The organism is Micromonospora sp. WMMC241, assembly GCF_027460165.1.
GTDB classification, from domain to species: Bacteria; Actinomycetota; Actinomycetes; order Mycobacteriales; family Micromonosporaceae; genus Micromonospora; species Micromonospora humi.
This window is the reverse complement of sequence record NZ_JAPZBF010000001.1, coordinates 4,730,854-4,745,302: the sequence shown is the minus strand read 5'-3', so window position 1 is coordinate 4,745,302 and position 14,449 is coordinate 4,730,854. Positions and strand designations below refer to the sequence as shown.

15 protein-coding genes are annotated in these 14,449 nt (G+C 74.8%); 6 read left to right on the top strand and 9 right to left on the bottom strand.

Features of this window, described 5'->3' with window-relative positions; translation table 11 throughout:
* Positions 1-97: 97 nt before the first annotated feature.
* Complete coding sequence (locus O7598_RS21375; protein ID WP_269693091.1) at positions 98-1,420, bottom strand: ribonuclease D; 1,323 nt, start codon at positions 1,418-1,420, stop codon at positions 98-100.
* A 232-nt stretch (positions 1,421-1,652) separates the two neighbouring features.
* Here O7598_RS21375 and O7598_RS21370 point away from each other — a divergent pair, with 232 nt between their 5' ends.
* Together O7598_RS21370 and O7598_RS31375 are read left to right on the top strand one after the other, a co-directional pair.
* Entirely contained in the window at positions 1,653-3,074 is a 1,422-nt protein-coding gene (locus O7598_RS21370; protein WP_269693090.1) for a trypsin-like peptidase domain-containing protein, read from the top strand.
* 524 nt (positions 3,075-3,598) lie between these two features.
* Positions 3,599-4,078, top strand: coding sequence for a hypothetical protein (locus O7598_RS31375; RefSeq protein WP_332367382.1), 480 nt, complete (start codon positions 3,599-3,601; stop codon positions 4,076-4,078).
* Positions 4,079-4,178: 100 nt separating this feature from the next.
* Here O7598_RS31375 and O7598_RS21360 read toward each other — a convergent pair whose 3' ends face one another.
* Positions 4,179-4,751: a DUF3000 domain-containing protein gene (locus O7598_RS21360; RefSeq protein WP_091070596.1), complete on the bottom strand. Its 573-nt coding sequence runs from the start codon at positions 4,749-4,751 to the stop codon at positions 4,179-4,181.
* A gap of 174 nt (positions 4,752-4,925) precedes the next feature.
* On the opposite strand from O7598_RS21360, the gene hemE reads away from it, so the two are divergent.
* Genes hemE through hemQ form a run of 3 tightly spaced genes read left to right on the top strand, consistent with a single transcriptional unit; the run spans position 4,926 to position 8,133 of the window.
* On the top strand, positions 4,926-6,017 hold the full coding sequence (gene hemE, locus O7598_RS21355) for a uroporphyrinogen decarboxylase (RefSeq protein WP_269693088.1): 1,092 nt from the start codon (positions 4,926-4,928) through the stop codon (positions 6,015-6,017).
* Between the two features lie 8 nt (positions 6,018-6,025).
* Positions 6,026-7,435, top strand: coding sequence for a protoporphyrinogen oxidase (hemG, locus tag O7598_RS21350; RefSeq protein WP_269693087.1), 1,410 nt, complete (start codon positions 6,026-6,028; stop codon positions 7,433-7,435).
* Positions 7,432-8,133, top strand: coding sequence for a hydrogen peroxide-dependent heme synthase (gene hemQ, locus O7598_RS21345; protein WP_269693086.1), 702 nt, complete (start codon positions 7,432-7,434; stop codon positions 8,131-8,133). The genes hemG and hemQ overlap by 4 nt, the downstream gene beginning before the upstream one ends.
* Positions 8,134-8,240: 107 nt before the next feature.
* Here the strand turns inward: hemQ and O7598_RS21340 are convergent, their stop codons facing one another.
* From O7598_RS21340 to msrB, 6 genes are all read right to left on the bottom strand, one after another.
* The gene (locus O7598_RS21340; protein ID WP_269693085.1) at positions 8,241-9,356 is read right to left on the bottom strand and encodes a lytic polysaccharide monooxygenase; all 1,116 of its coding nucleotides are present in this window, start codon (positions 9,354-9,356) and stop codon (positions 8,241-8,243) included.
* A 109-nt stretch (positions 9,357-9,465) separates the two neighbouring features.
* The gene (locus tag O7598_RS21335) at positions 9,466-9,906 is read right to left on the bottom strand and encodes a GNAT family N-acetyltransferase (RefSeq protein WP_269693084.1); all 441 of its coding nucleotides are present in this window, start codon (positions 9,904-9,906) and stop codon (positions 9,466-9,468) included.
* A 53-nt stretch (positions 9,907-9,959) separates the two neighbouring features.
* The gene (locus tag O7598_RS21330) at positions 9,960-10,646 is read right to left on the bottom strand and encodes a hypothetical protein (protein WP_269693083.1); all 687 of its coding nucleotides are present in this window, start codon (positions 10,644-10,646) and stop codon (positions 9,960-9,962) included.
* 63 nt (positions 10,647-10,709) lie between these two features.
* Positions 10,710-10,970, bottom strand: a complete 261-nt coding sequence (locus O7598_RS21325; protein WP_269693082.1) for a Prokaryotic metallothionein — start codon at positions 10,968-10,970, stop codon at positions 10,710-10,712.
* 231 nt (positions 10,971-11,201) lie between these two features.
* Entirely contained in the window at positions 11,202-11,573 is a 372-nt protein-coding gene (locus tag O7598_RS21320) for a hypothetical protein (RefSeq protein WP_269693081.1), read from the bottom strand.
* Positions 11,574-11,607: 34 nt separating this feature from the next.
* Complete coding sequence (msrB, locus tag O7598_RS21315) at positions 11,608-12,018, bottom strand: peptide-methionine (R)-S-oxide reductase MsrB (RefSeq protein WP_091070737.1); 411 nt, start codon at positions 12,016-12,018, stop codon at positions 11,608-11,610.
* Between the two features lie 47 nt (positions 12,019-12,065).
* Between msrB and ligD the strand changes: the two genes are divergently transcribed.
* Positions 12,066-13,097: a non-homologous end-joining DNA ligase gene (gene ligD / locus O7598_RS21310; RefSeq protein WP_269693080.1), complete on the top strand. Its 1,032-nt coding sequence runs from the start codon at positions 12,066-12,068 to the stop codon at positions 13,095-13,097.
* Positions 13,098-13,330: 233 nt separating this feature from the next.
* Here the strand turns inward: ligD and O7598_RS21305 are convergent, their stop codons facing one another.
* Positions 13,331-14,173 carry a hypothetical protein gene (locus O7598_RS21305; protein ID WP_269693079.1) on the bottom strand — a complete coding sequence of 281 codons (843 nt, stop codon included), beginning with the start codon at positions 14,171-14,173 and terminating at the stop codon, positions 13,331-13,333.
* Positions 14,174-14,449: the final 276 nt, after the last annotated feature.

Below are 14,449 nucleotides of genomic sequence, written 5' to 3'. Positions count from 1 at the left end.
CCTCGGCACTGGCCATTTCCCCGGATGCTACTCGTCAGTAACCAACCGCGTCACCACCCCCCGTGTGGCAGACCCCACACCCCACCCCGCCGCCGGGTCAGGCGGCGGGCGTGCGCAGGGCCTCGGTGAGCGCGGGCAGCAGCAGGCCGAGCTGCCACTCGCGGGCACCCAACGTGCGCAGCACCTCCGCGACCGTCTCGTCGGTGATCTCCTCCGGCGGCTGCCAGGCCAACCGGCGGATCGAGTCCGGCGTGATCAGGTTCTCCGCCGGCAGCCGGCGCGCCGCGGCGGTGCCGACCACCACCTCCCGGCAGCGGGCCAGCCGGCCCGCCGCCACCGGGTCGCGCTCGGCCCACCGGTGCGGCGGGGGCGGGCCCTCCACCGTCGGACTCACCGGCAGCGCGTCGTCCGGCAGCTGGCGTGCGTCGTCCAACGCCGCCAACCAGGTACGCGCCAGCCGGCGCACCGAACGACCCCCGAACCCGGGCAGGGTCAGCAGCGTCTTCTCGTCCTTCGGGTCCAGCTCCGCGGCCGCCACGATGGCCGAGTCGGGCAGCACCCGGCCCGGTGCGGCGTCGCGCCGCGAGGCGATCTGGTCCCGGGCGTACCAGAGGGACCGGACCCGGGCCTGAGCGCGGGCCCCGCGGACCCGGTGGATCCCGGACGTCCGGCGCCACGGCTCGGCGCGCACCCGGGGCGGGCGTGCCCCGTTGCGCACCAGCGCGGCGAACTCCTCCGCGGCCCAGCCGGACTTGCCCTGCCGGTCGAGCTCGGCGTCGAGCGCGTCGCGCAGGTCCACCAGCAGCTCCACGTCCAGCGCCGCGTACGTCAGCCAGGACTCCGGCAGCGGCCGGCTGGACCAGTCGGCGGCGGAGTGGTGCTTCTCCAGGCTGAAGCCGAGCAGCTGTTCGGTCAGCGCGGCCAGGCCGACCCGCTCGAAACCGGCCAGCCGGGCGGCCAGTTCGGTGTCGAACAGCCGGCGCGGGCGCAGCCCCAGCTCGGCCAGGCAGGCCAGATCCTGGCTGGCCGCGTGCAGCACCCACTCGGCCTCGGCGATCGCCGCGTCGAGGGCGGACAGGTCGGGCAGCGGCAGCGGGTCGACCAGCGCGGTGCCGGCGCCGGCGCGGCGCAGCTGCACGAGGTAGGCCCGCTGGCTGTAGCGGTATCCGGAGGCGCGTTCGGCGTCCAGGGCCACCGGGCCGGTGCCGGCCGCGAAGCGGGCCACCACCTCGTCGAGCTGGGTCGAGGTGGCTACCGGCGCGGGGGTGCCCTCGCGCGGGGCGGTCAGCGGGACGGCTGCGCCCGTGTCGGTCTCGGTCCCCGCGTCCGCCGGCTCCGGCACGGCCGACGACGGATGCGGAGACACCTCTCCCGTACGGCTTTCGGCGGCCCGACGGCGCAGGGGTGGTTCGTCGGTCACCTGACAACCCTAGTGGGCCGGACGATCCGGTGCGCGCAGCCGGTCCGGTGCGTGTCGACGAGATGTCCGCCGGGTGTCCGGAACGGGCCGGGTTGCGCGGGGGTGAGAGGGTCGGACAACGGGGGAGACAAACCCCGTTCCCGCCGGTACGGTCCATCGAGCCGTGAGCGGAGCGGGGGCGACCGGGCGGCGGTCGGTGCGCCGGCGGAGCCGGCGGGGAGGACGGACGATCATGGCAGGCGGCTACGGAACCGGCGACGGTGTGCCGGGGCGGGACGGCGACGGAACGGCCGACCGGCCTGGGCCGCTGCCGCCGCGCATCGCCCCACCGGGCGCGAGCCACCCGGCGGCCCACCCCACCTACCCGACGTCCGGCGCCGACCACCCGGCCGCGCCGCCGTACCCGGGGTACCCGGCCCGGTCCGGCGCCGCCGGCCCCTCGTACGGTGCCACCGCCCGCGCGGCGTCACCCGTCGTGCCGGCCCAGCCGAACCCCGGGCCGGCCTACCCCGGTCCGTCGTCGACCGGCTCGGGCTCGTCCTATCCGGGTCAGTCCACGCCGGGCTCGCCCTACCCGGGTCAGTCCGCGCCGGGCTCGTCCTATCCGGGTCAGCCCGGCTCGGGCTCGTCCTACCCGGCGCGGGCCGCCGCCGGTTCGTCGTATCCGGCGCCGCCGGCGTCCGGGGCGCCGTACCCGGGGCAGCCCGCTTCCTACCCGGCCGTTCCGGCGTCCGCCTCCCCGTACCCCGGGCCGCCGGTGCCCGGGCCGGCCTTCCCGGGGCAGCCGATCTCAGGTCCGGCCTATCCGGGCCAGCCCTCCACCGGCCCGGGACAACTGGGCTTCGGCGCGTCCGGCGTACGCCCCGACCCGTCCGGCCGCCGCGGCTGGCTGCCGCTGTTGGCGCTGGCGCTGGCCGGCGTGCTGGCCGTGGTGACCGGCGTGCAGGCGTACCAGATTCACCGGCTGGACGACCGACTCGCCGCCGCCGACCGGCGGACGGCCGAGGCGCAGGGCGCGGACGCCCGCCGGCTCGACGGGCTGGAGCAGCGCGCCGGGAGCCTCGAGAAGCAGGCCGGCGCCGCCTTCAATCCCGAGGCCGTGGCCAGCGCGGTGCTGCCCAGCGTGTTCCGGGTGCGGGCCGGCCAGTTCACCGGCACGGCGTTCGCGGTCGGCAAGGCCCCGTCCGGCGGTGGCACCACGCTGCTCACCAACTTCCACGTGGTGGAGTCGGTCTTCGCCGCCGGCGAGCGCAAGGTGTTCCTGGAGCGCACCGACCAGCGGTTCGAGGCGACCATCGTCGCCACCGACAAGGAGAAGGACCTGGCGCAGCTGCGCACCACCGCCAAGTTCGGCGGCCTGGTCGCGGCGCGTACGCCGGTCAAGTCCGGCCAGCAGATCGTGGTGGTCGGCGCGCCCCTCGGGTTGCAGGACAGCGTCACCACCGGTGTGGTGAGCGCGTTCCGCCAGGACGAGGGGGGCTCCGGCCCGGTCATCCAGTTCGACGCGCCGATCAACCCCGGCAACTCCGGCGGCCCGGTGATCAACGGATCGAAGGAGGTCGTCGGCATCGCCACGGCCAAGGCCCGGGACGCCGAGGGCATCGGGCTGGCGGTGCCGATCAAGACCGCCTGCGACCGGTTCAAGCTCTGCTGACGGCGCGGCCCGCCCCCGGCGCTCCGCGGTTTCCCGCCACGCCGGGTGTGGCCCGGGACGCGCCGCCTCGACCCCGGCCCATCGGGCCACCCCGCGGGGACCAGCACATCTGGAGGAACGACATGTCCCAGCCACCGAGCGGAGCGGGTGATCACCCGTCCCCGTCGCCGGGCGGCACGGTCTACGGGAGCCGGCCCGCGCCCTCGCCGTACGGCCCGGCCCAGCCCGACCCCACCCGGCCCCAGCCACCCGTGCCCGGCCAGTACGCGCCGGGCGCCGCCCCGGTCCCCGCACCGGGGCAGCCGATGTCGGCGCCGCCGGTCTCCGGCGCCGGTCATCCGCCGATGTCCGCGCCGCCCGTCTCGGGTCCCGGTTACGGCCCGCCGCCGGCCGCCGGCTACCCGCCGATGTCGGCCCCGCCCGTCCCCGCTCCCGGTCACGGGCCGCAGCCCATGTCCGGGCCGCCCGTCTCGGGCCCGGGTTACGGGCCGCCCGTGTCGGGCCCGGGTCACGGGCCGCAACCGATGTCCGCGCCGACCGCCGCCGGTGCGCCCTACGGGCCGGCCGGGTACGGCCCGTCGGCGGATGCGCCGGCCGGGGGCGGCCGGGGCCGGAGCACGCTGGTGCTCGCCCTCGTCGCCGGGCTGCTCCTCGTGCTCGGAGGCGTGATGACCGGTCTCTACGTCACCACCGACGGCAAGCTGGACCGGGCCGAGCGGCAGGTGAGCCAGCGCGACGGCACCATCTCGGCGAACCAGCGGGAGCTCGAGAAGCTCAGGGGCGAGATGAAGACGGTCCAGGATCGGCTGGCCGACACCGAGCAGGACCTGACCGGCACCAAGAACGACCGCGACGAGCAGACTCGGCAGAAGAAGGTCATCGCGAGCTGCCTGGACAAGTTGACCACCGCCATCGCGGCGGCGTCGCGCGGTGACAAGGCGGCCTTCGAGGCGGCCAACAAGGGCCTCGACAAGGTCTGCAACGAGGCCGAGAACTATCTCTGAGTCCTCCCTCGGTCGATCATGAAGTTGGCGGCGTTCCGGATCTCCGGGATGGCCGCCAACTTCATGATCGACGGAACCGGGGCGCCGGGTGGGGTGGGTGTCAGGCGGCGCCGGCGGAGCGGCGGGTGGGCAGCGCGGTCACGCCGGGCGGGGGCAGGCCGGCGGTGGAGGCCAGCAGCGTGCACCAGCCCAGCAGGTGCGGGCCCAGATCCGCCCGCAGCGGCGTCCAGGAGGCGCGGATCTCGATGTCGCCGGCGGCCGGTGGCCCGGCCAGCTCGCCGAAGCGGGTGGAGAGCGTCTGGGTGACCGTGCCGCCGATCGCCCGGTGCCCGGCGCCCTGCGCGTCCAGCGCGTCGGTCAGCCAGGTCCAGCCCACGCCGGGCAGCAGCGGGTCGCTGGCCAGGTCGACCTCCAGCTCGGCGGTGACGTAGGTGACCAGCCGCAGCGTGCCCTGCCAGGCCTCGTGCCCGGCCGGGTCGTGCAGCAGGATCAGCCGCCCGGTGGCCACCTCGTCGTCGTCGCGCAGGACGGCGGCGGAGAGGGCGAAGGCGTACGGGGCGAGCCGCTGCGGAGCGCCCACCTCCTCCAGCACGATCTCCGGGCGGGGTGTGGCCGACCGCAGCCCCGCGACCGCGCGAGCGAACGTTTCCGGGAGCGCGATCGGGGGGGCCATGCCGGCAGCCTATGCCGCCTCCGCCGTGCGGTGGGTGACGGCGCGCCGGGCGCGTCTGTGTGTGAGAAGGGGCCCCTTCTCTACCGGAGGCGTTAACAGGGGGCCCCTCCTTCTACGTCACAAATGCGCACGGTGAGCGCGGGCGCCGTCGAGGGGCGTGGCACGATTGCCGCGATGACCACCGACACCACGGGCACTGCCGCCCGAGACGGAGAACCCCGCCGCGGCGGGCCGGCCGACTCGCCGTTCGTGCGCGCCTGCCGGCGTGAGCCGGTCCCGCACACCCCGGTCTGGTTCATGCGCCAGGCCGGCCGGTCGCTGCCGGAGTACCGCGAGATCCGGGCCAGCGTGCCGATGCTGGAGTCCTGCCGCCGACCCGAGCTGGTCACCGAGATCACCCTCCAGCCGGTCCGCCGGCACGGGGTGGACGCGGCGATCCTGTTCAGCGACATCGTGGTGCCGGTGGCGGCGGCCGGGATCGACCTGGACATCGTGCCCGGCACCGGGCCGGTGGTGGCCGAGCCGGTGCGTACCGCCGCCGACGTGGAACGGATCGCGGTGATCGGCCGCGACGAGGTGTCCTACGTGGACGAGGCGGTCCGGCTGCTCGTCGCCGAGCTGGGCGACACCCCGCTGATCGGCTTCGCCGGGGCGCCGTTCACCCTCGCCAGCTACCTGGTCGAGGGCGGGCCGTCGCGGACCCACGCGAAGACCAAGGCGATGATGCACGGCGACCCGGAGCTGTGGCACGCGCTCTGCGCCCGGCTGGCCGAGGTGACGCTGTCGTTCCTGCGGGTGCAGATCGACGCGGGCGTCTCCGCCGTACAGCTCTTCGACTCCTGGGCCGGCGCACTCTCCGAGGCCGACTACCGCCGCTTCGTCATGCCCCACTCGTCGTACGTGCTCGGCGGCCTGGAAGACGCCGGCGTGCCGCGGATCCACTTCGGGGTGGGCACCGGCGAGCTGCTCGCCGCGATGGGCGAGGCCGGCGCCGACGTGGTCGGCGTCGACTGGCGTACGCCGCTGGACGTCGCCACCGGCCGGATCGGGCCGGACAAGGCGGTGCAGGGCAACCTCGACCCGACCGTGCTGCTCGCGCCCTGGCCGGTGGTGGAGGCCGAGGTGCGGCGGATCGTCGAGCAGGGCCGGGCCGCGCCCGGCCACGTGTTCAACCTCGGCCACGGCGTCCTGCCGGAGACCGACCCCGACGTGCTGACCCGGGTGGTCGCGCTGGTGCACGAGCTGTCCGCGCGACCGGCCCGCTAGGGGGCGTCGTGGCGCGACCGTGGCGGGTGGCGATCGTCGGCGGCGGGATCACCGGGCTGGCCGCCGCCGTCCGGTTGCGCGACCGCGCCCCCGCCGGCACCGAGATCACCGTGTACGAGCAGTCCGGCCGCCTCGGCGGCAAGCTGCGCACCGGTGAGCTGGCCGGCGGGCCGGTCGAGTTCGGGGCCGAGTCGTTCCTGATGCGCGACCCGGCCGGCGGGGAGTCGGCGGCGGTGACGCTGGCCCGCCGGCTCGACCTCGGCACGCGGATCGTGCACCCGAGCGTCGGCCAGGCCGCCCTGCTCGTCGACGGCGGGTTGCGCCCGGTGCCGGGCGGCACGCTCGTCGGCGTACCCGGGGATCTGGCGAAGGTGGCGACGGTGGCCCGGCCGGCGGCGGACGCCGACCGGGACGCGGGCCGCCCGCTGCTGGCCCCGGGGGAGGACCTCGCGGTCGGCCGGCTGGTCCGGGAGCGGCTCGGCGACGACGTGGTGGACCGCCTCGTCGACCCGATGCTCGGCGGCGTCTACGCCGGCCGGGCCGACGACCTGTCCCTGGTCACCACCATGCCGGCGCTGGCCCGCGCGGCGCGCGCCGAGCACACGCTCGTCGGCGCGGTACGCGCCGCGCAGGCCGCCGCCCCGCGCGCGCCCGGCGCGCCGGTCTTCGGCACCCTGGCCGGCGGGCTGAGCACGCTCGTCGAGGCGGCGGCGACGGCCAGCGGGGCGACGATCCGCCGGGATGCCGCGGTGCGGGAGCTGCGCCGCACCCCGACCGGTTGGCGGCTCACCGTCGGGCCGACCCGGGACGCCGAGCTGGTGGACGCCGACGCGGTGGTGCTGGCGGTGCCGGCCCGGCCGGCGGCCCGGCTGCTCGCCGTCGAGGCCGCCGAGGTGGCCGACACCGTCGGCGCGCTCGACTACGCCAGCGTCGCGCTGGTCACGCTCGCGCTGCCCGGGCCGGACCTGCCGGAGCTGTCCGGATTCCTGGTGCCGGCCGCCGAGGGCCTGCTGATCAAGGCGGCCACGTTCTTCACCACCAAGTGGGGGCACCTGCGCCGACCCGACGGGTTGGCGCTGGTGCGGGCCTCGGTGGGCCGCTACGGCGACGAGACCTCGCTCCAGCTCACCGACGACGACCTGGCCGCCACCGTACGCCGGGAGTTGTCGGCTGCGCTGGGCACGGCGCTGCCGGAGCCGGTGGCCCGGCACGTGCAGCGGTGGGGTGGTGCGTTGCCGCAGTACACCCCGGGGCACGCGGCCCGGGTGGCGGCGGTGCGGACCGCGCTGCGCGGCGCCCACCCGACGCTGGCCCTGGCCGGGGCCGGCTACGACGGGGTCGGCATACCGGTCTGCGTCCGCTCCGGCGAGACGGCGGCCGAAGAGATCATCACGGCACTGGGAGGATCGGCAGCATGACCGAGCAGACCAACGCGGCGCGGCTGCGGGAGCTGAACGACACCATCCGCTACACCATGTGGTCGGTGTACCGGGCCAGCAGCCCGCTGCCCTCGCTGCGGGAGAACGTCGTCGACGAGGTCGAGTCGCTCTTCACCGAGCTGGCCGGCAAGGACGTGACGATCCGGGGCACGTACGACGTGGCCGGGCTGCGCGCCGACGCCGACCTGATGATCTGGTGGCACGCCCCGACCAGCGACGCGCTCCAGGACGCGTACCTGCGGTTCCGCCGCACCACGCTGGGCCGGGCGCTCACCCCGGTCTGGTCGCAGATGGCGCTGCACCGGCCGGCGGAGTTCAACCGCAGCCACATCCCGGCGTTCCTGGCCGACGAGGACCCGCGCGCCTACCTCTGCGTCTACCCGTTCGTCCGCTCGTACGAGTGGTACCTGCTGCCCGACGCCGAGCGGCGGGAGCTGCTGGCCGAGCACGGGAAGATGGCGCGGGGCTACCCGGACGTGCGGGCCAACACGGTCGCCTCGTTCGCGCTCGGCGACTACGAGTGGATGCTGGCGTTCGAGGCCGACGAGCTGCACCGGATCGTCGACCTGATGCGCGACCTGCGGGCCTCCCGGGCCCGCCGGCACGTGCGCGAGGAGGTCCCGTTCTACACCGGCCGCCGCCGCCCGATCGCCGACATCGTCACCTGCCTGGTGTGAAAGGCGGGGCCCCCTGTTAACGCCTCCGGTAGAGAAGGGGCCCCCTTTCACACCTGGGTGTTGAGAGGGGGCCCCTGCTTACCCGCGACGGGGCGGGAGGGGGTGGTTCAGGCGGTGGTGGTGCAGGAGAGGATCCCCGGCACCGGGTTGGTGCCGGTCGACGTGCCGGTGAAGCCGAACGAGGTGCTCGCGCCCGGCGACAACGCCCCGTTGTAGGCGACGTTGCGCGCGGTGACGAGCGTTCCGCTGGTGGTCACCGTGGCGTTCCACGCCGAGCTGACCTGCTGGCCGTTCTGGTAGTTCCAGCTCACCGACCAGCCGCGGATCGGCGAGCCGCTGCCGTTGGTCACCTTCACCTCGGCCTGGAAGCCGCCGCCCCACTGGCCGGTGATCTGGTAGGTGGCGGTGCAGCCGCCGGCCGGGTTCGGCGTCGACGGCGGGGTGGACGTCGGGGTCGGGCCGGCGGTCGGCGACGTGGTGGGGGACGCGGTCGGCGAGGCGGTCGGCGTCGCCGTCGGGGACGGGCCGGCGCCGCCGAAGTCCACGTCACTGCACAGGTAGTAGGACTGGTCCAGGTGGCTGGCCTGCCAGATGGTGTAGACGATGTGCCGGCCGGTGCGGCCCGGCGCGTTCGCCGGCACCTGGATCGACACACCCGACGTCTCCGGCGTCCACTGGCTGGCCGGGGTGTTGCCGATCGAGCCGACCTGCTCCAGGTCGCTCCAGCGCAGCGGCGTGGTGAGCGCGTTGAAGCCCTGCTTGGTCACGTACACCCGGATGTAGTCGGCGCCGTGGCTGGCCTGGTCGAACAGCTTGATCCGGAAGTTGTTGGAGATCGACGTGGTCTTCCAGGCACCGACGGTGTCGAGGGAGTTGTAGCGGCCGGCGGAGGTGCGTCCGCCACTGCACAGCTGGCCGTCCGGGATGGCGCCCTGGTGGTTGCCGGCCACGCCCTCGCGGAACAGCCCGTTCCAGTTCCACATGGCGGACGGGTCGGCCTGCCAGGCCTGCCAGCACATCGGGTCCTGGGTGGCCATCGCCGGGTTCTGGAAGTCGCTGCCCCAGCGCTGCCAGCAGCCGTAGTTGCGGGATGCGGGGTCGACCACGGACCCGTGCGCCGAGGCCGGGCCGGAGAACGCGGTGGTGAGCAGCGCGGCGACGACCGCGCAGACGCCGAGGATCGCCGCGCCGAGCGGGATCCGACGGCGGTGGGGAGTGGACATGTGAAGCCTCCGGGTGGGGGTCGGTGCACGACGCCCGGACTGTCGGGAGTTGCCCTCTCCCGCGTGGCGGCTCGGTCCGCACGCTGCCACATGAAACGACACACGTCAATTAGTTTGGATTCCGGCGCATCGGCGTGTGCGGGATGCCGTCCTCCACGTAGCCGGGGCCGCTGACCGTGAAGCCGTGCCCGGCGTAGAAGCCGACCAGGTGCGTCTGTGCCTCCAGCACGCACGGCCGGTCACCCACCGCGGCGAGCGCCTCGGTCATCAGCGCGCCGGCCAGGCCCGCGCCGCGGGCCGCCGGCGCCACCACCACCCGGCCGATCCGGGCCACGTCGCCCGGATCGGCGAGGATCCGCAGGTACGCCACGACGGCGCCGTCGCGGGTCAGCCAGAGGTGCCGGGTGCCGGGCTCGACGTCCCGGCCGTCGAGTTCCGGGTACGGGCAGGACTGCTCCACCACGAACACGTCGATGCGCAGCCGGAGCAGGTCGTGGAAGGTGCGGGCGTCCAGCTCGGCGAAGCCGGCCAGGTGGGACTCGACGGACATCCCGCCAGGCTAGGCCGTGGCCGGCGGGCGCGCGGCCCCGGCCCGGCGCGTGGTCAGCCTGCCGCGCGCAGGCCGGCCGCGGTGGCGAGCACGGCCCGGTCGAACCACGTCTCGGTGGTGGTGGCCGACCGGGTCCAGACCCCCACGCACTGGGTCACCCGGCCCCGGTGCAGACAGCCGTAGCGGTGCGGGAAACGGGTGCCGTCGGGCAGCGTCATGGTCGCGGCGACCGCCCGGCCCGGCACGCCCACCGAGGTGGGCAGGTCGACGGCGGAGTGCCCGGCGGTCACCTGCCCGTCCTCCTCGTCGCGGTCGCAGGCTTCGAGCAGGTCGAAGATCCGGCGTACGGCGTCGGCCGCGGTGGCGTCGTCCGGGTAGACCACGGTCTCCTGGGCCAGCTCCACGAACTCCTCGGCCGGGGCCCCCTTCGGTGTGCCGAAGACCCGGGTCGAGGCGGCCTCCCGCCGGTCCAGAAGGGGCACGGGCCGCCCGCAGGCGATCCCGTCCGAGTCGAGTCGCTCGCTGGCGTGCTCGGGCTTCTCGGCCAGATCGGCGAGGCGGCCGGTGGCGGCGTGCCGGTCCCGCAGGGCGCGGGCGGCTCCGCCGTCGGTGGGCACGGGCGCGACCAGGGCCGGCGCGGCGGTCGCCGGCGGCTCGCCCGGGTCGGGCGCCGCGGTGCAGCCGCCGAGCGCGACGAGCACGGTGAGCAGGGTCGCCGCGACGATCGGCCGTCGAATCACCGGGGGATGGTAGCCGGAGATCGACTGCGGTGGTGGCCCGTCGGTCGGGTGGACCGGCGCGGCTCAGGCGGGGCGGGCACCGACCGCGTCGCGGATCTCGGCGCCCTGGTCGCCCTCGACCGCCCGGGCGCAGTGGGCGCAGCAGAAGAAGCGGCCGGAGACCTCCACGCCGTGCCCGACGATCTTGATCTGGCAGTGCTCGCAGATCGGCGCCATCTTGTGCACCGCGCACTCGAAGCAGTCGAACGTGTGCCGGGCCCCGTCGACGGTGCGCACCTCGAACGCCATCCAGTAGTCGTTGCCGCAGACCTCACAGCTACCCATGCCAAACCCCCCAAAAACGGACCTGTCCCCTCAGGGTCGGGCAGCGGACCCGCGGGGGCAACCGGAACCGGCGAACCTGGTGCCGGCCCGACGGCGAGTCTCCCCGGCGTGTCGCGACAGTCGCGTCCGCCACCCCGTCCCGGCGGCGTGCGGAGGGGCGAGACGGCCGGCTGCGCGCCGACACCGCCGCGGTCCGGTCCTGCCGTGCCGGAGTGGACGCCGCCGGCGGCGTCACCGGCGGCGGGCCTGCCGCACCGCCAGCCAGAGCACCAGCAGCGGCACGAAGATCCAGAGCTGTGCCAGCGTGTAGTGCCGCAGCTCGGCGTGGACGTCCACGCCGGCCAGCTCCCGGTCCAGGGCACCGCGCCGGCTGAGCGCGGCCGCGTGCAGCGCGAGCGGCGCGTAGTTGAGCCCCACCAGCGCCAGGTAGCCGCCGGCCACGGTGCGCACCGGCCCGCCGGCCGCGACCGCCCAGCACCCCAGCGCGACGCAGCCCAGCAGGCCGGCGACGAACTCGACGAGGATCACCCGCCGCCGCACCGGCGACCCCGCCGGTCCGTGCATGTCCACCGCGGCGAGCCGTCGTACGTCGAGATCGGGCATGACTCCACCGATAGCGCACCGGGGCAAGCGGGGGTCAGCCGGCGCTCGGCTCCAGTCGCACCGAGATCGAGTTGACGCAGTGTCGGGTGTCCTTCGGGGTGAAGCCCTCGCCCTCGAAGACGTGGCCCAGGTGGCTGTCGCAGCGCGCGCAGCGGATCTCCACCCGCCGCATGCCGAGCGTGTTGTCGGGGATCTCCTTGACCGCACCCGGGATGGCGTCGTCGAAGCTCGGCCAGCCGCAGTGCGAGTCGAACTTGTCGTCGCTGCGGAACAGCTCCAACCCGCAGGCCCGGCAGTGGTAGACGCCCGGGGTCTTGGTGTCGACGTACTCGCCGGTCCAGGGCGCCTCGGTGCCGGCCTGACGCAGCACCCGGAACTCCTCCGGGCTCAGCCGGACCCGCCACTCGTCCTCGGTGCGGGGCAGTTCGTTGTCGGAAAGACTCACCACCCAACGGTACGTCGACTGTCGGTGCCATCGCATATGGTCGCCTGATGGCGGGCAGCAGAAGCGCCGTCGAGGAGATCGAGGTCTCCGGGCGGGCCGTGCGGCTCAGCAGCCCGGACCGGGTGATCTTCCCGCAGCGCGGCTTCACCAAGGCGGACGTCTTCCACTACTACCTCGCGGTGGGCGAGGGCATCACCCGGGCCCTGCGCGACCGGCCCACCACCCTGCAACGCTTCCCCGAGGGCGTCGAGGGGGAGATGTTCTTCCAGAAGCGGGTGCCGACGCGCGGCGTACCCCCGTGGATCCGCACCGCGGAGATCAGCTTTCCCAGCGGCCGCAAGGCCGACGAGCTCTGCCCCGCCGACCTGGCCCACGTCGCCTGGGCGGCGCAGATGGGCACCGTGGTCTTCCACCCCTGGCCGGTGCGCGCCGCCGACACCGACCGACCGGACGAGCTGCGGGTCGACCTCGACCCGCAGCCCGGCACCGACTTCACCGACGCGGTGACCGCCGCCGGCGAACTGCGCGGGCTGCTGGACGAGCTGGGCGTGCCCGGTTGGCCCAAGACCTCCGGCGGCCGCGGGGTCCACGTCTACCTGCGCATCCAGCCGCGCTGGACGTTCGTCGAGGTGCGCCGGGCCACCATCGCGCTGGCCCGGGAGCTGGAGCGGCGCCGGCCCGAGCTGGTCACCACCGCCTGGTGGAAGGAGGAGCGGGGCCGGCGGGTCTTCGTCGACTTCAACCAGACCGCCCGGGACCGCACCATCGCCTGCGCCTACTCGCTGCGGGCCAACGCGCGTGCCACCGTCTCCACCCCGGTCGACTGGGCCGAGCTGACCCGGGTCGACCCGGACGACTTCCACCTGGGCACCGTGCCGACCCGGTTCGCCGAGCGGGGCGATCCGCACGCCGGCATCGACGACGCCCCGTGGGACATCACCCCGCTGCTGGAGTGGGCCGAGCGCGACGCCGCCGACGGTCTCGGCGACCTGCCCTACCCACCGGAATATCCGAAGATGCCCGGCGAGCCGAAGCGGGTCCAGCCCTCCAAGGACCGCGACCGCCCGAAAGACGCCTGACCAATACGCGGCACGCGCGGCTGGCGTCCGGCTGGCCGACGACCGGGTCGAGGCGTACGCCCAGGGGTGCTCGGCTCAGCCGGCGTCTCCCTGCACCGCTACGCGACGCCCGCTCCACCGGTCCGCTCCGCTTCTGCGTCGATCTTGGAGTTGGGGCTCCTTGAATGTCCATCTGGCACGAGTATGTCCGGTGCCACAACTCCAAGATTGACGAGGCGGGCGGCGTGGGGCGGTCAGGGCGTGGTGAGGAGGAGACGGAGGGACGTCTGGATGTGACTCGGACGGCGGTAGAGGTCGACGGCGGTGTAGACGCGCATGCGCCAACCCTGCTCGGCCAGCCAGTTCAGGCGTGCGCGGTCATGGTGCATGCGGCCGGGGTCGAGGTGGGAGCGGCCGTCGTACTCGACGCCGACCCGCTGCCGGCGGTAACCCAGGTCGAGCCGGTAGACGGGCACACCGTCCTCGTCGAGGACCCAGAGCTGTGGCTCCGGCGGGGGTAGCCCGGCGTCGATCACCAGCAGGCGCAACTGGCTCTCCTGTCGGCACTCCGAGCGCGGGTCGGCCAACTCGACCAGGCGAGCCGCCTGCCGTACGCCGCGCAGACCGGCGTGCCACGCCAACTCCTCCAGGAGATCCTCGCGCCGGCACGCGCCCACCCGGAGGCAGAGGTCCAGCACCGGCAGCGCGTCCGTCCGGCGTACCGCCCGGGCCAGGTCGACGGCGCAGCGTGCGGCCGGCGCGCACGGCACCCCGGCTATCTCCACCGCTCCGGCGACGGGCAGGACCGACTGATGCGCGGCGACGCCCCGGATGCACGGCACCGACCCGCCGGTCGGCACGATCACGTGCACCTTGTCGCTGGTGGCGGCCCCGAACCGGTGCAGCCGGGCGCCGGTGTGGAACCCCGCCACAGTGCCGGGCGGCAGCCGACGGAACAGGGCCCGCAACCGGCTCGTCTCGTCGTCGGCGAGGCCGTAGACGCCTCGGGACAGTCGCCCCAGTCTTCCCGCCTCCACTCGGTGCCGGACCGCCCCGCGAGTGACCCCGCCGGCCCGCAACTCGTCATACCGCCACACCCGCCCAGACTCCCGCCCCACCCACCCCGCCGTCCGCCCCTGTGGACAACCCCCACCCACTCCGCTGATCTTGGAGTTGTGGCACCTGATGAACCGCTCATACCGGAAATCCGCGGCGCCACAACTCCAAGATCGACGGATCGGACGGGGCCGGGCGGGGTCGGGCGGGGCCGGGCGGGGGTGGGGTGGGGGTAACGATCATGTAACGGGCGCGAACCTTTTCCCGGGCCTGGTGGGTCTTCCTGGTCGTCGGCTCACCCGGGCCAGGAGAGGACG

What these genes read in the sequence shown, in the direction of transcription:
- O7598_RS21335 (WP_269693084.1), bottom strand. Translation starts at nt 9,906, where the DNA reads ATGTCCGTCGAGTCCCACCTGGCCGGCTTCGCCGAGCTGGACGCCCGC.
- hemQ (WP_269693086.1), top strand. Translation starts at nt 7,432, where the DNA reads ATGACCGAGCAGACCAACGCGGCGCGGCTGCGGGAGCTGAACGACACC.
- ligD (WP_269693080.1), top strand. Translation starts at nt 12,066, where the DNA reads ATGGCGGGCAGCAGAAGCGCCGTCGAGGAGATCGAGGTCTCCGGGCGG.
- O7598_RS21360 (WP_091070596.1), bottom strand. Translation starts at nt 4,751, where the DNA reads ATGGCCCCCCCGATCGCGCTCCCGGAAACGTTCGCTCGCGCGGTCGCG.
- O7598_RS31375 (WP_332367382.1), top strand. Translation starts at nt 3,599, where the DNA reads ATGTCCGCGCCGACCGCCGCCGGTGCGCCCTACGGGCCGGCCGGGTAC.
- O7598_RS21320 (WP_269693081.1), bottom strand. Translation starts at nt 11,573, where the DNA reads ATGCCCGATCTCGACGTACGACGGCTCGCCGCGGTGGACATGCACGGA.
- O7598_RS21340 (WP_269693085.1), bottom strand. Translation starts at nt 9,356, where the DNA reads ATGTCCACTCCCCACCGCCGTCGGATCCCGCTCGGCGCGGCGATCCTC.
- hemE (WP_269693088.1), top strand. Translation starts at nt 4,926, where the DNA reads ATGACCACCGACACCACGGGCACTGCCGCCCGAGACGGAGAACCCCGC.
- O7598_RS21325 (WP_269693082.1), bottom strand. Translation starts at nt 10,970, where the DNA reads ATGGGTAGCTGTGAGGTCTGCGGCAACGACTACTGGATGGCGTTCGAG.
- O7598_RS21370 (WP_269693090.1), top strand. Translation starts at nt 1,653, where the DNA reads ATGGCAGGCGGCTACGGAACCGGCGACGGTGTGCCGGGGCGGGACGGC.